At 70.6% G+C, this 20112-nt stretch carries 20 protein-coding genes; 2 read left to right on the top strand and 18 right to left on the bottom strand.

Going from position 1 to position 20112, the window contains the following annotated elements; all coding sequences use genetic code 11:
- The first annotated feature begins 19 nt into the window (after window positions 1-19).
- Window positions 20-412, top strand: coding sequence for an RNA-binding S4 domain-containing protein (locus WYM_RS14425; protein WP_019181556.1), 393 nt, complete (start codon window positions 20-22; stop codon window positions 410-412).
- A 17-nt stretch (window positions 413-429) separates the two neighbouring features.
- On the opposite strand, the gene WYM_RS20360 is transcribed toward WYM_RS14425, so the two are convergent.
- A complete protein-coding gene (locus WYM_RS20360; RefSeq protein WP_019181555.1) occupies window positions 430-1101 on the bottom strand; it encodes a TetR family transcriptional regulator in 672 nt (223 codons plus the stop codon).
- Window positions 1102-1302: 201 nt separating this feature from the next.
- On the opposite strand from WYM_RS20360, the gene WYM_RS14415 reads away from it, so the two are divergent.
- Window positions 1303-2730, top strand: a complete 1428-nt coding sequence (locus WYM_RS14415) for a DHA2 family efflux MFS transporter permease subunit (protein WP_019181554.1) — start codon at window positions 1303-1305, stop codon at window positions 2728-2730.
- Window positions 2731-2820: 90 nt separating this feature from the next.
- Here WYM_RS14415 and WYM_RS14410 read toward each other — a convergent pair whose 3' ends face one another.
- From WYM_RS14410 to WYM_RS22000, 17 genes are all read right to left on the bottom strand, one after another.
- Window positions 2821-3720: an NUDIX domain-containing protein gene (locus WYM_RS14410; RefSeq protein WP_019181553.1), complete on the bottom strand. Its 900-nt coding sequence runs from the start codon at window positions 3718-3720 to the stop codon at window positions 2821-2823.
- A gap of 69 nt (window positions 3721-3789) precedes the next feature.
- Window positions 3790-5346: a ribosome biogenesis GTPase Der gene (gene der / locus WYM_RS14405; protein WP_019181552.1), complete on the bottom strand. Its 1557-nt coding sequence runs from the start codon at window positions 5344-5346 to the stop codon at window positions 3790-3792.
- Entirely contained in the window at window positions 5336-6034 is a 699-nt protein-coding gene (gene cmk, locus WYM_RS14400) for a (d)CMP kinase (protein WP_019181551.1), read from the bottom strand. The genes der and cmk overlap by 11 nt, the downstream gene beginning before the upstream one ends.
- A gap of 148 nt (window positions 6035-6182) precedes the next feature.
- Entirely contained in the window at window positions 6183-7313 is a 1131-nt protein-coding gene (locus WYM_RS14395; RefSeq protein ID WP_051008141.1) for a prephenate dehydrogenase, read from the bottom strand.
- A 12-nt stretch (window positions 7314-7325) separates the two neighbouring features.
- Entirely contained in the window at window positions 7326-8195 is an 870-nt protein-coding gene (locus WYM_RS14390; RefSeq protein WP_019181549.1) for a pseudouridine synthase, read from the bottom strand.
- Window positions 8192-8773 carry an SMC-Scp complex subunit ScpB gene (gene scpB / locus WYM_RS14385; protein ID WP_019181548.1) on the bottom strand — a complete coding sequence of 194 codons (582 nt, stop codon included), beginning with the start codon at window positions 8771-8773 and terminating at the stop codon, window positions 8192-8194. The genes WYM_RS14390 and scpB overlap by 4 nt, the downstream gene beginning before the upstream one ends.
- On the bottom strand, window positions 8763-9710 hold the full coding sequence (locus WYM_RS14380) for a segregation/condensation protein A (RefSeq protein ID WP_019181547.1): 948 nt from the start codon (window positions 9708-9710) through the stop codon (window positions 8763-8765). The genes scpB and WYM_RS14380 overlap by 11 nt, the downstream gene beginning before the upstream one ends.
- Window positions 9694-10584 (bottom strand): ParA family protein, encoded by an 891-nt coding sequence (locus WYM_RS14375; RefSeq protein WP_019181546.1) that lies wholly within the window; start codon window positions 10582-10584, stop codon window positions 9694-9696. Before WYM_RS14375 ends, WYM_RS14380 begins: the two co-directional genes overlap by 17 nt.
- A 122-nt stretch (window positions 10585-10706) precedes the next feature.
- The gene (gene xerD / locus WYM_RS14370) at window positions 10707-11651 is read right to left on the bottom strand and encodes a site-specific tyrosine recombinase XerD (protein WP_019181545.1); all 945 of its coding nucleotides are present in this window, start codon (window positions 11649-11651) and stop codon (window positions 10707-10709) included.
- Window positions 11652-11690: 39 nt separating this feature from the next.
- Entirely contained in the window at window positions 11691-12296 is a 606-nt protein-coding gene (locus WYM_RS14365; protein WP_040569391.1) for an NUDIX domain-containing protein, read from the bottom strand.
- A 23-nt stretch (window positions 12297-12319) separates the two neighbouring features.
- Window positions 12320-14041, bottom strand: coding sequence for a CTP synthase (locus WYM_RS14360; RefSeq protein WP_019181543.1), 1722 nt, complete (start codon window positions 14039-14041; stop codon window positions 12320-12322).
- Window positions 14042-14058: 17 nt separating this feature from the next.
- A complete protein-coding gene (recN, locus tag WYM_RS14355; RefSeq protein WP_019181542.1) occupies window positions 14059-15750 on the bottom strand; it encodes a DNA repair protein RecN in 1692 nt (563 codons plus the stop codon).
- Window positions 15747-16769 carry an NAD kinase gene (locus WYM_RS14350; protein WP_019181541.1) on the bottom strand — a complete coding sequence of 341 codons (1023 nt, stop codon included), beginning with the start codon at window positions 16767-16769 and terminating at the stop codon, window positions 15747-15749. The genes recN and WYM_RS14350 overlap by 4 nt, the downstream gene beginning before the upstream one ends.
- A gap of 85 nt (window positions 16770-16854) precedes the next feature.
- On the bottom strand, window positions 16855-17649 hold the full coding sequence (locus WYM_RS14345; protein WP_019181540.1) for a TlyA family RNA methyltransferase: 795 nt from the start codon (window positions 17647-17649) through the stop codon (window positions 16855-16857).
- Complete coding sequence (locus WYM_RS14340; RefSeq protein WP_019181539.1) at window positions 17646-17828, bottom strand: hypothetical protein; 183 nt, start codon at window positions 17826-17828, stop codon at window positions 17646-17648. The genes WYM_RS14345 and WYM_RS14340 overlap by 4 nt, the downstream gene beginning before the upstream one ends.
- Window positions 17829-17868: 40 nt before the next feature.
- Entirely contained in the window at window positions 17869-18906 is a 1038-nt protein-coding gene (locus WYM_RS14335) for an HAD-IIA family hydrolase (protein ID WP_019181538.1), read from the bottom strand.
- Window positions 18906-20112, bottom strand: a 1207-nt coding sequence (locus tag WYM_RS22000; protein ID WP_019181537.1) for a hypothetical protein, incomplete at its 5' end; no start/stop codon positions are given. The genes WYM_RS22000 and WYM_RS14335, both read right to left, overlap by 1 nt.

Raw genomic sequence — 20112 nt, 5'->3', positions numbered from 1 at the left:
GACATGGGACGATATCGAGATGACGGATGCCGCAGGCCGAACCGCATCGGTGCGGGTCGACGCGTGGCTCTGGGCGATCCGCGTCTACAAGACGCGATCCGCGGCCACGACGGCGTGCCGGGCGGGCCACGTGCGAGTCAACGGCGATCGAGTGAAGGCCGCCCAGGCGGTGCGTCCCGGCGATGAGCTGCGCGTGCGCATCAACGGATTCGACCGGATCCTCGTCGTCAAGCAGCCGATCTCCAAGCGCGTCGGCGCGTCCGTCGCGGCGGACGCGGTCGACGACAGAACACCGCCTCCGCCGCCGCGCGAGCTGACGGCGTTCGTGCCCGTGCGCGACCGTGGCGCCGGTCGCCCCACCAAACGCGAGCGCCGCGACATCGACCGTCTGCGCGGCCGAGACGAGGACTGAGGCCCGCGGAGGCCCGGCTACGCGCTCGGTGGCGCGTCGAGCTGAGCTGCGTAGGCGGCGAGGCCGCGGCGCAGCTCCAGATAGATCTCCCGCACGCTGGCCGGTGTGCCGAGCTCGACCCGCCGCGCCCACTCGTCGAAAGCGAGCCGGGTGGTGGTCGACACCGCGGCCACGAGAGCCCGGGCGATGAGCACATCGGCCTGTGCCCCGGCCGCGTCGACGGCGGCGTCGGTCAACTCGTCGGCGTGCTCGGCGTCGTTCGCGAGCGCCAGGGCGAGGAGAGCCGGCTCAGCGTGGATGAGTCGCTTGACCCGGAGGACCCGCGCGTGCTCGGCCGGCTGCGCGTCGAAGTCGTCGAAGAGCCGCAGCCAGCCCGCCTCGAGTGCCGCCACGACGGGCGCTCCTCCGCGGATGGCCGCCACCGCCTCGCGCATCACCGTGCCGAACCCCTCGTCGCCGGCGAAGACGGCGTGCTCCTTCGTCGGGTAGTAGCGGAAGAACGTGCGCTGCGAGATGCCCGCGGCCTGGGCGATGTCGTCGACCGTGGTCCCCTGCACGCCTTTTCGCTCGAAGAGCTCGATTGCGGCATCCGACACCTCGCGAAGCGTGTCGCGTCGCCGGCGCTCGCGCAGGCCGAGCGCCGGCTCGTTCTGAGCGCTCTCGGAATCGATGGGTGAGGTCGAGGTCACGCGCGAAACTCTACACGGTGTGTCAAAGTGACAGTTACTGCCATATACTTTTCCCTTGCCCGCACGGCCCGACGACGCGCCCGTGCCCCGGATCCGTCGCCGTGCGCCCCGCCGTCGCGACCCGAGAGAAAGTCCGTCGTGACCCTCGAAAAACACCCGCCCACCCTCACGTCGCAACCCTCCGTTACCGCGCGCCCCGCGGTGCGCACGGGCCCCGTCATCGCGCTGCTCGTCGCCTCGGCCTTCGTCGTCATCCTCAACGAGACGATCATGAGCGTCGCCCTCCCGAGCCTCATGATCGACCTCGACATCACTGCGGCGACCGCCCAGTGGCTGACCACGGGGTATCTGCTGACGATGGCCGTGGTGATCCCGCTGACGGGGTATCTGCTCGAGCGCTTCCCGCTGCGGCGCGTCTACCTCGCGGCGATGTCGCTGTTCACCGCGGGGACGCTCATCGCGGGCCTCGCCCCCGGATTCGACATGCTGCTGGCCGGTCGCATCGTTCAGGCGTCAGGCACCGCGATCATGATGCCGCTGCTGTTCACCACCGTGCTGTCGATCGTCCCGCCGAATCGCCGGGGTCGCATGATGGGCGTCATCTCGATCGTGATCGCGGTGGCGCCCGCGGTCGGCCCGACGGTGTCGGGCATCATCCTGTCGGCGCTCGACTGGCGCTGGATGTTCTGGCTCGTGCTCCCGATCGCCGCCCTGGCCCTGGTGCTCGGAGCCATCTGGGTGCGGAACGTGACCGAGACGCAGAGGGTTCGCTTCGACGCGCTGTCGGTGGTCCTCTCGGCCCTCGGCTTCGGCGGCCTCATCTACGGCCTGAGCTCCATCGGCGAAGCCGGGTCGGGCCACGCGCCCGTCCCCGTCTGGGTTCCCCTCGTCGTGGGCGCCGCGTCGCTGGTCGCGTTCGTGGTGCGGCAGCTCCGCCTGCAGCGCACCGATTCTGCGCTGCTCGACCTGCGCACCTTCCGCTCGCGCTCGTTCAGTCTCGCGATCATCCTGGTCGTCGTCGTCATGGCGGCACTGTTCGGCTCCCTCGTCCTGCTGCCGATCTATCTGCAGCAGGTGCTCGGCCTCGACACGCTCACGGTCGGCCTCATGCTCCTTCCGGGCGGCATCCTGATGGGCGTCATCGCGCCGATCGTGGGCGCTCTGTTCGACAAGTACGGCCCGACTCCGCTGGTGATCCCCGGCATGGCCGTCGCGGCCACGGCACTGTGGGGCATGGCGACGTTCGGTGCTGACACGCCTATCGCATGGATCGTGGCCGTCCACATGGCGCTCAACCTAGGACTCGGGTTCGTGTTCACCCCGCTGCTCACCTCCGCTCTGGTCTCGCTGCCCCGCCCGCTGTACCCGCACGGCAGCGCGATCGTCGGCACGCTCCAGCAGGTGGCCGGCGCAGCCGGCACCGCCCTGTTCGTCACCCTCATGTCGGTGACCGCCGCAGCCGGGATGGCAAGCGGGGAGGATGCCGTGACCGCGACTGCGTCCGGCATCCACAGCGCCTTCCTGATCGGCGCGATCATCGCGTCGGCCGCTGTGGTACTGGCGTGCTTCGTCCGCAGGCCTGCGGAGGCCGAACTGGAGGCGGACGCCGAGGCGATGCTCGCCCACTGATCCGACGAATCGGACAGGCGGGGTCGGCGGCTGCGGTCGCCGGCCCCGCTTCCTTTCGCCGGCTCCGGGGTCAGCCCTGCCGGTGACGGATCACTCGAGCAGATCGAGCAGCCAATGCGCTCCTCGGGCGGCGGCCCCGACATCGGTGACGCGCTGCACCAGTCCCCGATCGCTCGTGACGACGGTCACGCTGCGTCCCGCGTTCGCGAGGCGCTCGGCGGTGGCGGCGATCGCGTCGTCGCCGGATGCCGCGGCTCGCTCCATCTCGACACCCGGCGTCGCCGTGGCTTCGCGTGCCCGCCCCTCGACGACCGCCGTGAATTCGGGGTACCAGGTGTGAGCGGGCAGCTCGAGGGCGTCGGCCGCGACGCCGCGGCCCGAGAGCTCGCCGATGCGGGCGAGCATCCGCTCGGCGGCTCCTGCCCGATCGCGCCACCAGCCGTCGGGCACCGAGCCGACGACGTTCGCCACGTCGACGATGACTGTCGGACGTGTGCCGAGCAGGGCATGGAGCTCCTGCCACGACGCGGCGAAGCCCGGATGCAGCGGATGCCGCGTCACCTCGTTCGCCGGAACCCACGAGAGCTCACGGCTCTCGGGATCGCTGATCACCGGCTCGAAGGGCTCGACGACGTCGCCGACGACGGTCGTGTAGCTCCAGTAGCCGAGATCCAGAACGCTCAGGAAGCGCGGACGGATCGAGGCATCCGGCACTCCGGCCTCTTCCGCCGCCTCGCGCAGCGCCGCGTCGCACGCGGACTCGTCCTCGTGGCGCGCGCCGCCGGGGAGAGCCCAGGTGTCGCCGAAGTGGCTCCACGAGACGCGATGCTGCAGCAGCACGCCGCGATCGGCATCGAGGGCGAGCAGCCCGGCTGCGCCGAAGCGCCCCCAGTACCGCTCCCCTGTCGGCGCCACCACCCACGCGTCACCGGGGTCGCGCGGCCCGTGAGGACGCCGCGGCTCACCGGGAACGAGAGGTTCGATCGTCACCCTGCCAGCCTCGCACACGTGACTCGCCCGAGCGCCGAGGCCGCCCGAGCCGAAACGACACGTGCTCGGTCAGCGCTGGCGACGCTCGCGCACGCGCATGTTGATGACGATCGGGGTTCCCTCGAAGCCGTACAGCTCGCGGAGGCGACGCTGGATGAACCGGCGATAGCCGGGGTCGAGGAAGCCCGTCGTGAACAGCACGAAGGTCGGCGGCCGCGTGGCGGCCTGCGTGCCGAACAGGATGCGCGGCTGCTTGCCCCCGCGGACCGGGTGCGGGTGCTCGGCGACGAGCTCCGAGAGGAACGCGTTGAACTTGCCCGTCGCGATGCGCTGGTCCCACGACTCGAGCGCCGTCTCGAGGGCTGGAACGAGCTTGTCGAGGTGGCGGCCGGTGCGGGCCGAGATGTTGACACGCGGAGCCCACGCGACGTGCGCGAGATCCTGCTCGATCTCGCGCTCGAGGTAGCGCCGGCGGTCCTGGCCGTCCATGTCGTCGTCGTTGAGGCGATCCCACTTGTTGAAAGCCAGCACGAGCGCCCGGCCCGACTCGAGCACGAGGTCGATGATGCGCACGTCCTGCTCGCTGAGCGGCTGCGTCACGTCGAGCACGACGACGGCGACCTCCGCCTTCTCGAGCGCGGCCGAGGTGCGCAGCGACGCGTAGAAGTCGGCGCCCTGCTGCAGGTGCACGCGACGGCGGATGCCCGCGGTGTCGACGAAGCGCCACATCTTGCCGCCGACCTCGACGATCTCGTCCACGGGATCGCGGGTGGTGCCCGCCAGCTCGTTGACGACCACGCGCTCCTCGCCCGCCGCCTTGTTCAGGAGGGAGCTCTTGCCCACGTTGGGGCGCCCCAGGATCGCGACGCGACGCGGCCCGCCGATCTCCTGCTTGGCGACGGCCGAGACGTCGGGAAGCACCTTCATGAGCTCGTCGAGGAGGTCGGCGACGCCGCGACCGTGGATCGCCGACACCGGACGCGGCTCACCGAGACCGAGGTTCCACAGCGCGGCGGCCTCCGGCTCCTGACGGGCGTCGTCGACCTTGTTCGCGACGAGGAACACGGGCTTGCCGCTCTTGCGCAGCAGCCGGACGACGTGCTCGTCGGTGGAGGTGGCGCCCACCATCGCGTCTACGACGAACAGCACCACGTCCGACAGGTCGATCGCGACCTCGGCCTGCGCCGCCACGGACCGGTCGATCCCGCGCGCGTCGGGCTCCCACCCGCCGGTGTCGACGAGCGTGAACCGGCGATCCATCCACTCGGCCTTGTACGTCACGCGGTCGCGCGTGACGCCGGGCGTGTCTTCGACGACGGCTTCCCGGCGACCCAGGATGCGGTTCACCAGGGCGGACTTGCCCACGTTCGGGCGGCCCACGATCGCGACGACGGGAAGCGCCGGCAGGTACTCGATGCCATCCTCGCCACGGACCAGCCCCTCGAGCAGCTCCGCATCCTCCTCGTCGAGCTCGTAGTCCTCGAGCCCGACGCGCAGTGCCGCTGCGCGCTGTTCGGCGAGCTCGTCGTCGATCGCGGCGAGGTTCTCGGCGAGGTGATCCTCGCCGGCCTCGTAATCGTCGGCGGCGCCATCGGGCGTCTGGGCGGAACGGTCGTCAGCGGCCATGTCGGCCTCCTGTCTGCACGGGATCGGACGCGGGCAGGATGCTGCGGATCACGCCGAGCACGGCGTCCACGGTCTGATCGAAATCGAGGTGGCTGGAGTCGACGACCTCGACGCCGGGCGCGGCGGTGAGGAAGTCGACGACAGCGGAGTCTGAGGCGTCGCGGCGGTGAAGGGCGTCGGCCACGGCCGCGGCATCCTCCGTCGTCAGTTCGGCGCTGCGGCGGGCCGCGCGCACTTCGGGCGCCGCGGTGAGGAGGATCCGCACGGGCGCATCGGGCGCCACGACGGTCGTGATGTCGCGGCCTTCGATGACGACGCCGGGGCGGCCGGAGCTCGTCACGACGGAACGGAAGAGAGAGTTGACGTACTGGCGCACCGCCGGCACGCGCGCGACGCCGCTCACCGCGTCGGTCACGCGAGACTCGCGGATGGCCTCGGTCACATCGGTCGCCCCCACCCGCACGTGGAAGGCGTCGGGATCGAGCGATATCGCGTACTCGAAGTCGCCCATGACGTCCAGAACGGATGTCGAGTCCGACGTGTCGATGCCGTGCTCGAGGGCGTGCCAGGCCAGCGCCCGGTACGCGGCGCCGGTGTCGAGGAAGCCGAAGCCGAGGCGGCGGGCGACCTGCTTCGAGACGCTCGACTTGCCGCTTCCCGCCGGTCCGTCGATCGCGACGACCGTCACGTCCGCCGGCGCTCCAGGGGTCCCTGAGCCACCCACGGCCCCTGAGTCACTCACGGTCCCTGAGCCGCGCACGGTTCCTGACCCGCGCACGGTCCCTGACCCGCGCACGGTCCCTGACCCGCGCACGGTCCCTGAGCCTGTCGAAGGGTCAGTCATTGGTGCTGCTCGCAATCTTCCAGCCACGGGATTCCAAACCGTCCACGGCGCCGCGTACGGCGCTGGGGACGACACTGATCTCTGCGAGGCCGAACTGAGCGCCCGGAGAGTGCTCCAGGCGAAGGTCTTCGACGTTGACGCCGAGCTCGCCGAGCTCGCCGAACAGGCGTCCGAGCTGGCCCGGGGTGTCGTCGACCATGACGACGACCTGCTCGAACCGGCGATTCTGGCCGTGCTTGCCGGGAAGGCGCTCGACGCCGTCGTTCCCGCGGCGGATGGTGTCTGCGACGGCGCGGCGGGATCCCGGCGCGTCCGGCGCGCGCAGCGCATCCGCGACCGAGGTCAGATCGGCGGCGAGCCGGTCGAGCACATCCACGACGGGCTCGGCGTTCGCGCCCAGGATCTGAACCCACAGCTCGGGCGCCGACGCGGCGATCCGCGTCGTATCGCGCACGCCCTGCCCGGCCAGGCGCAAGGAGCCGTCGGGCGCGTCGACGAAGCGGCCGGCGAGCAGGCTCGCGACGAGCTGCGGCACATGCGAGACGAGCGCGACGGCGCGGTCGTGGTCGTCGGGCGTCATCTCGATAGGCGTCGCGCCGAGCTCGAGGGCGAGCGCCTCGACGATGGCGAGGTCGGCGGAGGACGTCTCCTCGTCGCGGCACACGACCCAGGGCCGACCGACGAAGATGTCGGCGCGGGCCGAGATGGCTCCGCCGCGTTCGCGTCCGGCGAGCGGATGCGAACCGATGTAATGGGTGAGGTCGACGCCGCGCTCGCGCAGCGTGCGCAGCGGCTCGAGCTTGACGCTCGCCACGTCGGTGACGACGGCCCGAGGATGGCGCAGCAGCTCACGCTGGATGACGTCGGCGGTCACATCCGGCGGCACCGCCACGACGACGAGCGCCGGCTCGTCGGTGTCGGCGGCATGCCGGCCGGCGCCGTAGTCCACGGCGAGGCGGAGCTGCGACGGGGAGGTGTCGTCGAGGGCGACGTCGACGCCCCGCGCGCTGAGCGCGTGGCCGATGCTCGCGCCGAGCAGTCCGGCGCCGACGATGCGCACCGTTCCCTGCACGCGGGTGGCGAGGGATGCCTCGGCACGCTGCCGGCGGGCGGCGATCGGCATCGGCTCGGTCACTTACGTCTCCTGTTCGCCTCGCGGGGCGGGTTCGCCCGTCGGCGTCGAAGCGCTGTCGCGGGTGTGGGATGCGTCCGGCTGATCATCGGTCGCGCGCACGCCGCGAGAGAGAGTCAGCAGGGCGCCACGTTCCACTTTAGTCAGTTCGCGCACACCGCCCGCTGGCAGGGTTCCCAGGTGGAGAGGACCGAACTGCCGCCGCACGAGCTCGACGACCGGATGCCCGACCTCGGCCATCATGCGGCGAACGATGCGATTGCGGCCCGAGTGCAGCGTCAGCTCGACCAGCGACTCGGTCTCGCCGGTCGCCGCCGCGGTCGAGGCCGACAGCAGCCGCGCCTTGTCGGCGGCGATCGGACCATCCTCCAGCGTGATGCCGCGCACCAGCTTCTGGATCGTCTGCGGGGTCACCCGGCCCTCGACCTTGGCGATGTAGACCTTGGTCACCCCGAACGACGGATGGGCCAGGACGTGGGCCAGCTCGCCGTCGTTGGTGAGCACGAGCAGGCCGCTGGTCTCGGCATCCAGTCGCCCGACGTTGTAAAGACGTTCCTCGAAATCCTTCGTGAAGCGCCGCAGATCGGGACGACCGCGGTCGTCCTTCATCGAGCTCACGACCCCGGTGGGCTTGTTGAGCATGACGTACCGCTTCGATTGGTCGAGCTGGATGGCCGTGCCGTCGACGTCGACGAGGTCCGACTCCGGATCGATGCGGCTGCCCAGCTCGGTGACCACCTCGCCGTTCACCCGCACCCGACCCTCGACGATCAGCTGTTCGGCGACGCGACGCGATGCGACCCCGGCGTTGGCCAGCACCTTCTGCAGCCGTACGCCCTCGGTGTCGCGCTGTCCTTCGGCGTTGTCGGTCATCGTGTCACTCCCCCGTCGAATCCGTCGACGCCGGCCGCGCCGACCTCGTCGGCGCCGTCCAGCAGCGGCGAGATATGCGGCAGCTCATCGAGCGAGTTGATGCCGAGGTGCTCGAGCAGCGCGTCGGTCGTGCCGTAGTTGATCGCTCCGGTCTCGGCGTCGGCGAACAGCTCCGTGATGAGGCCGCGCGCCAGCAGCGTCCGAACGACGGAGTCGACGTTCACGGCGCGGATGGAGGCGACCTGGCTGCGCGTCACCGGCTGCTTGTATGCGATCACCGCAAGGGTCTCGAGTGCGGCCTGCGAGAGGCGTGACGGAGCCTGCCCGCCGACGAACTCGCTCACGAGGTCATCGTGCTCCTCGCGCACGTACAGCCGCCAGCCCCCGCCCACCTCGCGCAGCTCGAAGCCGCGCACCGGTCCGCCGGTCCTGCCGTCGTAGTCGTCGACCAGCCCCTCGATCGCCTGGCGCACCGCGGGCACCGGGGCGCTGACGGCGGCCGCGAGGCTCACCAGGCTCTGCGGCTCCTCGACGATCAGCAGGATCGCCTCGAGCCGCGCTCGTACGTCATCGGTCATAGTCTGCTCCCAGAGTGGCGAGGTTCTCATCCGACCAGCGCTGCGCACTCCAGCGCAGCGTCAGCTCTCCGAGCGGCTCGAGCTGCTCGAACGACAGGGCGGCGTGACGGTAGAGCTCGAGCACCGAGAGGAACCGGGCCACCACGACGCCCGACTGGTTCACCCCGGCGATGAGCTCGCGGAATGTCAGTGATCCGGCGTCCCGCAGCAGAGTGACGACGATCGCCGCCTGCTCGCGGATGCTGATCAGCGGAGCGTGCAGGTGGTCCAGTCCGACTCGCGGGATCTCCTTCGGCGTCATCGCCAGCAGGGCGAGCGCCGCGAAGTCGTCTGCGCTGAGGCTCCAGACGAGTTCGGGCACGGCGTTGCGGTACTTCTCGTCGAGCCGAGCCGACCGGGTATGCCGACGTCCCTCGCGCTGGAGGCAGCGCTCGAACCAGGCCGAGACCTCTTTGAAGGCCCGGTACTGCAGCAGCCGGGCGAACAGCAGGTCGCGCGCCTCCAGCAGGGCGACGGACTCGGCGTCCACGAGCTCGCCCTGCGGCAGCAGACCCGCCACCTTCATGTCGAGCAGCGTCGCCGCGACGACGAGGAACTCGGATGCCTCGTCCAGCTCTTCGTCGGGCCCCAGATGCCGCAGATACGAGATGAACTCGTCGGTCACCTTCGACAGCGAGACCTCGGTGATGTCGAGCTCCTGCTTGGAGATGAGGTTCAGCAGCAGATCGAACGGGCCGTCGAAATTCGACAGCGAGACCCGGAACCCTTCGACAGGCTCAGGGACCGCGACAGGCTCAGGGACCGCGACAGGCTCAGGGACCGCGACAGGCTCAGGGACCGCGACGGGCTCAGGGACCGCGGCAGGCTCAGGGGTCGCTGCGGTGTCTGGCGCCGCGGCGGGCTCGGGGACCGGCGCCGTGTCAGGCGACGGCGCCACGGGCGACCAGCTCTCGCGCCAGTCGCAGATAGGCCTGCGCGGCGGCGTGCTCGGGCGCGAAATCGGTGATCGGCATGCCCGAGACCGAGGCATCCGGGAACTTGACGGTCCGGCCGATGACCGTCTCGAGCACGTCGTCGCCGAAGGCGTCGACTACGCGCTCGAGCACCTCGCGCGAATGCAGCGTGCGCGGGTCGTACATCGTGGCGAGAACACCGTCGAGGGCGATCGTGGGGTTCAGCCGGTCGCGCACCTTGTCGATCGTCTCGATGAGCAGCGCGACACCGCGCAGCGCGAAGAACTCGCACTCCAGCGGGATGATGACGCCGTGACTGGCGGTCAGTGCGTTCACCGTCAGGAGTCCCAGCGAGGGCTGGCAGTCCACGAGGATGACGTCGTAGTCCTGCGCGACCTTGCGCAGCACTCGCGAGAGCGTCTGCTCGCGCGCCACCTCGTTGACCAGGTGCACCTCGGCCGCCGACAGGTCGATGTTCGCGGGCAGCAGGTCGAGGTTCTCGACACGCGTCTGCACGATGACCTGGCGCGGATCGGCCTTGCCGTCCAGCAGCAGGTCGTAGATCGTCGGGATCTCGTGGGTCTGGATGCCGAGCCCGGCCGACAGCGCGCCCTGCGGGTCGAAATCGACGGCGAGCACTTTGCGCCCGTACCCGGCGAGTGCCGCCGCGAGATTGATGGTCGTCGTCGTCTTGCCGACGCCGCCCTTCTGGTTGCACAGCGAGATGATCCGGGCGGGACCGTGGCCGTCGAGCTTCGGCGGCGTGGCGAAGCCCTGATACGGACGCCCCGTCGGCCCGATGGGGACCTCCGACTCCGAGGCCCTCGCCGACCTGGTCTTCGTCCTGCTCTCAGCCACGTGCTCCTGCTTCCTCGTGCTCGCTCGATATTAGTCGGCGCGACGGGTTTCAGTCGGCACCGAGCCGCCGTCCGCCCGAAACAGCACCGCGGCCGAATCGGAGACGCCGCATCGACTGGCGCTCATCGCGCGCGCGGATGCGACGTGGCGTACACGTCGCGCAGCGCGTCGACCGAGACGTAGGTGTAGATCTGAGTGGTCGCCACCGACGCGTGTCCCAGCAGCTCCTGCACGACGCGCACGTCGGCGCCGCCCTGCAGGAGGTGCGTCGCGAAGGAGTGTCGCAGCGTGTGCGGCGACACGTGTGCGCTCAGCTCAGCACGCTCGGCAGCGGAGCGGATGACGAGCCATGCGCTCTGCCGCGAGAGCGGGGCCCCGCGGGCGCCGAGGAACAGTCTCGGGGTCGCTCGGCCGCGCCGCGAGAGCTCAGGCCGCGCGCGGGTGAGATAAGCGTCGACCGCAGCGCGCGCGTACGACCCGACGGGGACGATGCGCTCCTTCGACCCCTTGCCCCGCACGCGCAGCACGTCGCCGTGCGAGACGTCGTCGACGTCCAGCTGCACGATCTCCGACACCCGCGCGCCCGTCGCGTACAGCAGCTCGAGCAGCGCGCGATCTCGCAGACTCGTCACGTTCCCCGATGCGGGCGTCGACTCAGGGGCGTCCGTCGTCGAGGGCGCCGGGCCGGAGGCGTCCAGGAGCTGCTCGACCTGGTCGATCGTGAGAGCCTTGGGCAGCCGACGCGGCTGTTTCGGCGGCCGCAGGTTGGTCGAGGGATCCGCGGCCTCGACGCCCTCCCGGGCGAGGAAACGGTGCAGACCACGCACCGACGACTGCAGCCTCGCCAGCGAGGAGGCCGCGATGGGCGGTCGCACCGCCGCCCGGTCGGCGACGAAGCTCGCCACGAGGGTGGCGGTGATCGCGGATGTGTCGTCGATCCCCTGCTCGCTCAGCCACGAACCGTATGAGGCCAGGTCGCGCCGGTACGCGGCGACGGTGTTCTCCGACAGTCCCCGTTCGATCGAGACGTGCCGCAGATACGAGTCCACCGCTCGCTCGACGTTCATGCCGGGCAGACCGCCGAAGCCGGCTCAGCGATGATCACGTCAGGCCGGGGACTCGGCGGTCGTCGCCCCGCGAAGTCGCTCCGCCGCCGCCAGCGCCCCGACCATCATGATGCCGTTTCGAAGGCGGCCCGCGAGGATGCCCGCGATCACCTCATCCAGCGGGACCCATTCGAGCTCGATGTCCGCCTCTTCCTCCTCGCGACCGTGCACGGCGTCTGCGGCCGAGAGTCCTCGGGCGAGGAACAGATGGACGATCTCGTCGTTCCCGCCCGGAGTGGTGAAGATGCTGACCAGAGGCTCCCACGAGTCCGCGACCAGGTCGACCTCTTCGGCGAGCTCTCGTCGCGCCGTCTCGATCGGCGTCTCCCCGTCGACGTCGAGCAGGCCGGCGGGGATCTCCCAGTCGCGATGACGGATCGGATGCCGGTACTGCTGGATCAGCAGCATCCGCCCTGCGTCATCGAGGACCACGACGGCCGCCGCTCCGGGGTGCTCCACGTACTGGCGCACGATCTCACCGCCGCCGTACGCGACGGTGTCGCTGCGCACGTTCCACACGCGTCCCTCGTACACGAGGTCGCTCTCGAGCACCGGCGCGTCGAGCCGCTCGTCGGCGAGGTGCTCGGATCCGCCGTGATGCGGCATTCGCTCCCCGCTCTCGGCCGCCGTCACGCCACCGGCTCCGGGGCGGCCTCGAATGGCTCGACGTCGAACAGCTCGCTCGCGCGGTGACGGTCGAGCGCTGCGCCCACGAGGCCGCGGAACAGCGGGTTGGCGTCGGTCGGGCGGGAGCGCAGCTCGGGGTGCGCCTGGGTCGCGATGTAGTACGGGTGCACGTCGCGCGGCAGCTCGACGTACTCCACCAGATTCAGCTCGGGGTTGATGCCCGAGAACACCAGGCCCGCCTCGGCGATCTGCTCGCGGTAGCGGTTGTTCACCTCGTAGCGGTGGCGGTGACGCTCCGACGCGGAGGCCGCGCCGTACACCTCGGCGGCGATCGATCCGTCGAGAAGATCGGCCGGCGACAGCCCGAGACGCATCGTGCCCCCCATGTCGCCCCGGTCGAGGATGTCGATCTGCTCCTCCATCGTCGCGATGACCGGGTGCTCGGTGTCCGGATCGAACTCGCTCGAGGAGGCTCCCTCGATGCCCGCCACGTGACGGGCGTACTCGATCACGATGCACTGCAGTCCCAGGCAGATGCCGAGCGTGGGAATGCCCTGCTCGCGGGCGAACTTCAGCGCTCCGATCTTCCCCTCGATGCCGCGGATGCCGAAGCCTCCGGGGATCACGATGCCGTCGAGCGGCGCCAGCGCCTTCTCGGCGCCCTCGGGCGTCTCGCACTCGTCCGACGGGATCCAGCGGATGTTGACGTGCGTCTCCTGCGCGAAACCGCCGGCCTTGAGCGCCTCGGTGACCGAGAGGTATGCGTCCGGAAGGTCGATGTACTTGCCGACGAGGCCGATCGTGACCTCGTGCTTGGGATTGTGGACGGCCTGGAGCACGCGCTCCCACCGCGACCAGTCCACGTCCGCCGCCTTCGACAGACCCAGCGCCCGGACGATGTACTCGTCCAGTCCCTGCTCGTTGAGCATCGTGGGGATGTCGTAGATGCTCGGCACGTCGACCGCGTTGACCACGGCCCCTTCGTCGACGTCGCACATCAGCGCGATCTTGCGCTTGTTGGACTCGGTCACGGGACGGTCGCTGCGCAGCACCAGCGCGTCGGGCTGGATGCCGATGGAGCGCAGGGTCGCGACGGAGTGCTGCGTCGGCTTGGTCTTCTGCTCGCCCGAGGCGCCCATGAACGGCACCAGCGAGACGTGGACGAAGAAGACGTTCTGGCGGCCCAGCTCGTGACGGATCTGCCGTGCCGACTCGATGAACGGCTGCGACTCGATGTCACCGACGGTGCCGCCGATCTCGGTGATGATGACGTCGGGGCGCGGCTCTTCGGTCGCCTGGAGGCGCATACGGCGCTTGATCTCGTCGGTGATGTGGGGAATCACCTGCACGGTGTCGCCGAGGTATTCGCCCCGGCGCTCCTTCGCGATGACCTGCGAGTAGATCTGACCCGTCGTGACATTCGCGGCCTGGCTGAGCTCGATGTCGAGGAAGCGCTCGTAGTGACCGATGTCGAGATCGGTCTCGGCGCCGTCGTCGGTCACGAAGACCTCGCCGTGCTGGAAGGGATTCATGGTCCCGGGATCGACGTTGAGATACGGGTCGAGCTTCTGCATCACGACGCGCAGACCGCGCGCGGTGAGGAGATTACCCAGGCTCGCGGCGGTCAGGCCCTTGCCCAGAGAAGAAACGACACCACCGGTCACGAAGATGTGCTTGGTGGTGTCGTTCGAAGAGTCGCCGCGGGAAGAACCAGAAGTCTGCATCACGGGCTTTTATCCTATCAGTGGACTTCGCTGCGAAGGCTGAGCAACTCACGTGCGTGAGTCAGCGCGGCTTCCGAATCGGGCATTCCGGAGAGCAGGCGCGCCATCTCGGCCTCGCGCTGCGGGCCGTCCAGACGGCGGACGTCCGAAGCGGTGACCGATCCGTCGTTGGCCTTGACCACGCTCAGATGGTTGGTCGCGAACGCGGCCACCTGCGCGAGATGGGTGACGGCGATCACCTGCGACGAGTGAGAGAGCCGGGCCAGGCGGCGCCCCACCTCGATGGCGGCCGCGCCGCCGATGCCCGCGTCCACCTCGTCGAAGACGAAGGTCGGCACCGGGTCGACCCCGGCGATGACGACCTCGATGGCGAGCATGACCCGGCTGAGCTCACCGCCGCTCGCGCCCTTCGAGACCGCGCGGGGCTCGGCGCCGGGGTGGGGAGAAAGAAGGATCGCGACGTCGTCGCGTCCCGCCGCCGATGCGGCGCCGGGGCTTACCGACACCTCCAGGCGCGCGTCGGGCATCGCGAGGGCGCGCAACTCGGTGGTCACCGCCGTGCCGAGCCTGCCGGCAGCCTCGGTGCGGGCGCGGGTCAGCACGGCCGCGGTGTCGTCGAGAGCGGATGCCGCGGCATCCCGCTCCGCGGTGAGACGCTCGATGCGCTCTGAGTCGTCCTCGAGTTCGGCCAGGCGGCTCGACCCGGTCTCGAGAAGGTCGAGCGCCGCGTCCAGCGAGCCGTGAGCGCGCACCAGTCCGGCCAGGACCGAGCGGCGCTCCTCGACCGCGGCCAGCTCGTGAGGCCCCGTCTCGTCGAGGTCGGCCAGGTAGCCCGCCAGAGCAGCCGCGATGTCGGCCGTGCGATAACCCAGGTCGGCGACCTGGCCGGCGAGGTCCTCGAGGACCGGGTCGTCGACGCGCTCCAGGGAACGACGGGCCTCGGCGAGCAGCGCGCTCGCGTCAGGGCCGTCACCCTCGCCCGACAGTGCCTCGTGCGCCGAGGCGGCGGCGAGGCGAAGCTCCTCCGCGTTGGCGAGGCGCTCGGCGCGCTGGGTCAGCTCGACGTCCTCGCCGGGCTGCGGCCCGGCCTGCTCGATGTCGGCCAGCTGCGTGCGCAGCTCGTCGGCCTCGCTCGCGCGTGCATCCCGATCGGCGGCGAGCTGCGTGAGCTCGCGGTCCGCCTCCCGCCAGCGCTCGAAGGCACGGCGGTACTCGTCGCGCGCCGTGCGCACCGGCTCACCGCCGAATCGATCGAGCGCGTCCCGCTGAGCGGCGGCCGAGCGCAGTCGCAGCTGATCGGACTGACCGTGCACGACGACGAGCTCGTCGGCGAGGTCGGCCAGCACACCGGCTGGGGCGGAGCGACCGCCCACTGATGCACGGCCGCGACCTTCGCTGGAGATCGACCGGCCGACGAAGAGCTCGGCGCTGCCGTCGCCGAGCGGCTCGACATCGCCGCCCGCTTCCCGCACCCGGTCGGCGACCGGCCCGTCCTCTGGCACGATCCAGACCCCGTCCACCGTCGCCTGGGCCGCTCCTGCGCGCACGGCGCCCGAGTCGGCCCGCTGACCGAGAAGAAGCCCCAGCCCGGTGACGACCATCGTCTTGCCCGCGCCGGTCTCGCCGGTGATGGCGGTGAATCCCGGCCCGATGGGCAGCGTCGCCTCTGCGATGACGCCCAGATCGCGCAGGCGCATCTCTTCGATCACGGAGCAACCTCCGCGTCGCGGATGGCGGTCGCCTCATCTCGGGCGATCGGGGAGTCCGTCCGCAGCAGCGGCAGCACGCCGGTGATCGCTGCCGGACCCCTCCAGCCCTCGACGGGGAGGCGGAACTTGCGCACCAGGCGGTCGGTGAACTGCGCCGGGTGCAGGCGCGCCAGCCGGACCGGGTGCTCTGAGCGTCGCACCACCACGCGGGCTCCCGGCGGAAGATCGTGCGACCTCCGCCCGTCGCACCAGAGGATCCCGGTGCCGTTGGTGTGCTCGAGCACCTCGATCGCCACCGCGTGCTCAGGACCGACCACGAGCGGCTTGGCGAACAGCGCGTGCGCCGAGAGCGGCACCACCGAGATCGCCTGAACGGTCGGCCAGATGACCGGTCCTCCGGCGGAGAAGTTGTAGGCCGTCGATCCGGTCGGCGTTGAGATCACGACGCCGTCGCAGCCGAAGCTCGACAGCGGACGCCCATCGACCTCGATCACCACCTCGAGCATTCGTTCACGGCTGGCCTTCTCGACCGTGGCCTCGTTCAGGGCCCAGGTCTCGTAGATCACGGAGTCCACGGTGTCCTTGACGCGCACCTGCAGAGCGAGGCGCTCCTCGACCTCGTAGTCACGGTCGATCACGCGGCCCACGGCTTCGTCCATGTCGTCGCGCTCGATCTCGGCGAGGAACCCGACGTGGCCCATGTTGATGCCCAGGACCGGCGCGGTCCCCTCGCGAACGAGCTCCGCCGCACGCAGGATGGTGCCGTCACCGCCGAGCACGATCGCCAGTTCGACGTCTTCGACGGCCACATCCTCACCGAGGGCGGCGACGTCCGCGAATGACGCGCGGACGGCAGCCAGCTCGGCTCGATCGTCGGGCGCCAGCACGGGGCGAGCGCCCGCCCCACGCAGTGCGGCGACGACACGTTCCGCTGCGATCACCGTGTCGTCGCGATGGGCGTGCGCGACGACCAGGATGCTGCGCTGAGCGAGGTCGTCGCGTGCGTCGGCGTTGTTCATCGGCTCCCCGCCAGTCGGTTCACGTGCTCCCCCATTCTGTCCGATCACCCTCGCGGTCGGGTCATCGACACCGTGGCCGGCGATCTCACGCCGTCAGGGCGTCGACCTCGTCGCGCCAGCGCTCCGGCATGGATCCGCGGCCGACCGCCAGGTGCACGACGTATTCGCGGTTGCCGTGCGTTCCGGCGATGGGCGACGCGATGAGGCCGCACGTGCCCAGCCCGAGATCCCACGCCGCCCAGAGCACCGTCGACACCGCATCAGCGCGCAGCGTCGGGTTCGTCACGAGGCCGCCCTTGACCGCCGTCCTGCCGACCTCGAACTGCGGCTTGATGAGCAGCACGAGGTCCGCGTCGCCCGCCGCGACCTCGCGCGCGGCCGGAAGGACGTGGGTCAGCGAGATGAAGGAGAGGTCGCCGGTGATGACCGACGGCGGCGCGTCCACGCCGCTGGCCTCCGCCAGGGACGACGGCGTCATGTATCGGACGTTCAGGCCTTCGATGGAGACCACACCCGTGTCGCCGGCGATGGATGCCGCGAGCTGGTCGTGGCCGACATCCACCGCGATCACCGGCTCAGCGCCACGTTCCCGCAGCACCTGGGTGAACCCGCCGGTCGACGCGCCCATGTCGAGGGCGACGCGCCCGCTCACGTCCACCGCGAAGGCGTCGAGCGCGGCCAGCAGCTTGTGAGCCGCGCGGCTGACATAGTGGTCGGCACCGCTCACCTCGATCGCGCTGGCATCGGTGACCGGGGTCGAGGCCTTCACGACGGGGCGGCCGTCGACGCTCACGCGCCCCTCCGCGATCAGGCTGGCCGCATGCGTGCGGGATCGCGCGAGTCCTCGAGCAGCCAGCGCGGCATCGAGGCGTGCCGTCATGACGCCGGGCCGGAGCCGCGCGTCGGAGTCCCGGTGGGGGCCGCCTCGAGGCGGCGGGACAGCGTGTCGTGCAGCGAGTCGTACGCCTGCGCGCGGGTCGCGAGGGGTTGCGCCTCGATCACCTCGAGCGTGGACAGCAGATCGCCGGGGTCGAAGTCGGTCTCACGGCGCTCATCCATGCCCCCCAGGATACGGCTGCCGCCGCGGTCGACCCGGAGATCAGGGCCGGTGAAAGGGATCTGCGTAGAGACGCTCCGGGATCCGAAAGCCGTAGATGGCGCGGCCGGTGGACCAGATCGCGGCCGCTCCCGCACGCACGAGGTCGACCGGACGGTCGCCTTCGCTGAGGATGCGCACGTCCGGGCCGTCGATCTGCACCCGCGCGCCGCGCACGGTCGCCACACAGTCGGCTACGCGCACCTCCGGGTACGGCTCGTGCAGCTCACGCAGATCGCCCAGGATGTACGTCGGCCGCGACCCCTCGGGAGCGGCGAGGACGTGCTTGGGCCGGTCGATCCCGGTGAGCACCAGCGCGGACTCGATGCCGGCACGGCTTGCGCCGAGGATGTCGGTGTCGAGGCGGTCCCCGAGGAAGAGGGGATGCTGCGCCTGAAAGCGCGAGACCGCCTCTTGGAAGATCGGCACCTCGGGCTTGCCCGCGACCGTCGCCAGCCGCCCGACCGCCGTGTGGACGGCTGACACGAGCGTCCCGTTGCCCGGCGCGATGCCGCGGGACTGCGGGATCGTCCAGTCGGTGTTCGTCGCGATCCAGGGGATGCCGCCCTCCTCCTCGGGCACCTTGAGCGCGAACGCCGCTTCAGCCAGCTGAGTCCAGCCCACCTCGGGCGCGAATCCCTGCACGACCGCAGCAGGGGCGTCATCGGCGCTGCGAGTGACCGCGAACCCCGCCTTCTCCACCTCGACCACCAGTCCGTCGCCGCCCACGACGAGGACCGTGGACCCGGCCGGGATGCGGGACGCCAGGAGCCGCATCGCCGCCTGAGGGCTGGTCACCACATCATGCGGCCGGGTAGGCAGCCCGAGTTCGGTGAGATGGCTCGCCACCGAGGCATCCGTCCGAGAGGCGTTGTTCGTGATGTACGCGAGCGTCCGACCGTCGCGCGCACCGTTGAGGCTCTCGACCGCGTGGGGCAACGCGCCGGCGCCGGCGTACACCACCCCGTCGAGGTCGGCGAGCACCACATCGACACCGTCCAGCGGTGCGGCCGTCACCGACCGCCGTCCGAAAAGCGCCATCAGCGGCCGGCCTCTTCCGGCGACTCCTCGGCGTTCGCGGCGTCTTCGGAGCCCGGTGCGTGGGAGCGAGCGTCCTCGTCTTCGGCACCGGGGGCGTCGTCCACACCGGCTTCGATCAGGATCTCGGCGACCTCGTCCGCCACCGATGGAGCGGGCTCCGCGGGCATGTCCGGCTCGTTCGATTGGCGTGCGGGCGACTCGTCGGGCTCGGCATACGCGGCGTCGTCATCCGCTTCGACATCGGCAGGGACGTCGTCGGAGAGCGCGTCGTCGTCTTCTGACTCGCCGATCGGCGGCGCGTCTTCCTCGTCGTGCTCCTCGAAGACCTCCTCGACGAAGACGGTCTCGAGGTCGCCGGCGCCGGTGGCGGCGTCGATGGCGTCGGCGGCGACGATCGCACGCTGGCTCCACTGTGCCGCTTCGTCGTCCCGCCCGAGTTCCTCGAGCACGGTCGCGCGCGCGGCGAAGAGTGCGGGGCTCCATTCGAAGGCCCGGTGGGGATCGAGTTCGGGGATGTCGAGTTCCAGGAGGGCCCGTTCCGGCTCGCCGAGGTCGAGACGTGCGCCCGACATGGCGATCGCGAGCTCGACCCGCACCGACGTCGGAAGCGTCGCGCGGTCGACCGAGCGCCCCGCCTCGAGGGCGCGATCCGGCCGGCCGACGCCTCGCTCACTGTCGACGAGGAGCGCGATCTGGTCATCGTTGCCCGAGATGCGTCGGTAGGTGCGCAGCTCGCGGACGGCGAGGGCGAAGTCGCCGGTCGCGTACGCGGTGATGGCGAGCGTCTCGCGCACCACCGCGATGCGGCCGGCGCGGCGCGATGCCGACACTGCATGACGGTGGGCCAGCTCCGGGTCTTCATCGATCAGCTGCGACGCCATCGCCAGATGCCGGGCGACCTGATCGGCGTTCTCCTTGCTGAGCGTCTTCAGCTCGTTTCGCGCGCTCGGGTGCAGGTCCTTCGGCGTCACGTCATCGGGGATCACGGGATCGTCGTGGCGGGGCCGCACAGAGCGGATCTCGCCGTCGCGAACAGCGCGATCGGGACGGTCGGCGCCGCCACGCGTCGGACGCGGTCCGCGCGCCGAGGCGTACCGGTCCCCTTCACGCTTCTCGTAGGGCTTGCGATCGCCGTCGCGCTTGACGTACGGCCTATCGCCGTCGCGCTTGGCGTACGGCTTGCGGTCGCCATCGCGCGGGGCATAA

This window comes from Microbacterium yannicii PS01, from assembly GCF_000304335.1.
Classification (GTDB): domain Bacteria; phylum Actinomycetota; class Actinomycetes; order Actinomycetales; family Microbacteriaceae; genus Microbacterium; species Microbacterium yannicii_A.
The sequence above is the reverse complement of the archived record's forward strand: the minus strand, read 5'-3'. Positions and strand labels throughout refer to the sequence as shown.

What these genes read in the sequence shown, in the direction of transcription:
- WYM_RS14425 (WP_019181556.1), top strand. Translation starts at nt 20, where the DNA reads ATGACGGATGCCGCAGGCCGAACCGCATCGGTGCGGGTCGACGCGTGG.
- der (WP_019181552.1), bottom strand. Translation starts at nt 5,346, where the DNA reads ATGGCCGCTGACGACCGTTCCGCCCAGACGCCCGATGGCGCCGCCGAC.
- WYM_RS14395 (WP_051008141.1), bottom strand. Translation starts at nt 7,313, where the DNA reads ATGCCGATCGCCGCCCGCCGGCAGCGTGCCGAGGCATCCCTCGCCACC.
- WYM_RS14390 (WP_019181549.1), bottom strand. Translation starts at nt 8,195, where the DNA reads ATGACCGACAACGCCGAAGGACAGCGCGACACCGAGGGCGTACGGCTG.
- scpB (WP_019181548.1), bottom strand. Translation starts at nt 8,773, where the DNA reads ATGACCGATGACGTACGAGCGCGGCTCGAGGCGATCCTGCTGATCGTC.
- xerD (WP_019181545.1), bottom strand. Translation starts at nt 11,651, where the DNA reads ATGAACGTCGAGCGAGCGGTGGACTCGTATCTGCGGCACGTCTCGATC.
- WYM_RS14365 (WP_040569391.1), bottom strand. Translation starts at nt 12,296, where the DNA reads ATGCCGCATCACGGCGGATCCGAGCACCTCGCCGACGAGCGGCTCGAC.
- WYM_RS14360 (WP_019181543.1), bottom strand. Translation starts at nt 14,041, where the DNA reads ATGCAGACTTCTGGTTCTTCCCGCGGCGACTCTTCGAACGACACCACC.
- WYM_RS14350 (WP_019181541.1), bottom strand. Translation starts at nt 16,769, where the DNA reads ATGAACAACGCCGACGCACGCGACGACCTCGCTCAGCGCAGCATCCTG.
- WYM_RS14345 (WP_019181540.1), bottom strand. Translation starts at nt 17,649, where the DNA reads ATGACGGCACGCCTCGATGCCGCGCTGGCTGCTCGAGGACTCGCGCGA.
- WYM_RS14340 (WP_019181539.1), bottom strand. Translation starts at nt 17,828, where the DNA reads ATGGATGAGCGCCGTGAGACCGACTTCGACCCCGGCGATCTGCTGTCC.
- WYM_RS14335 (WP_019181538.1), bottom strand. Translation starts at nt 18,906, where the DNA reads ATGGCGCTTTTCGGACGGCGGTCGGTGACGGCCGCACCGCTGGACGGT.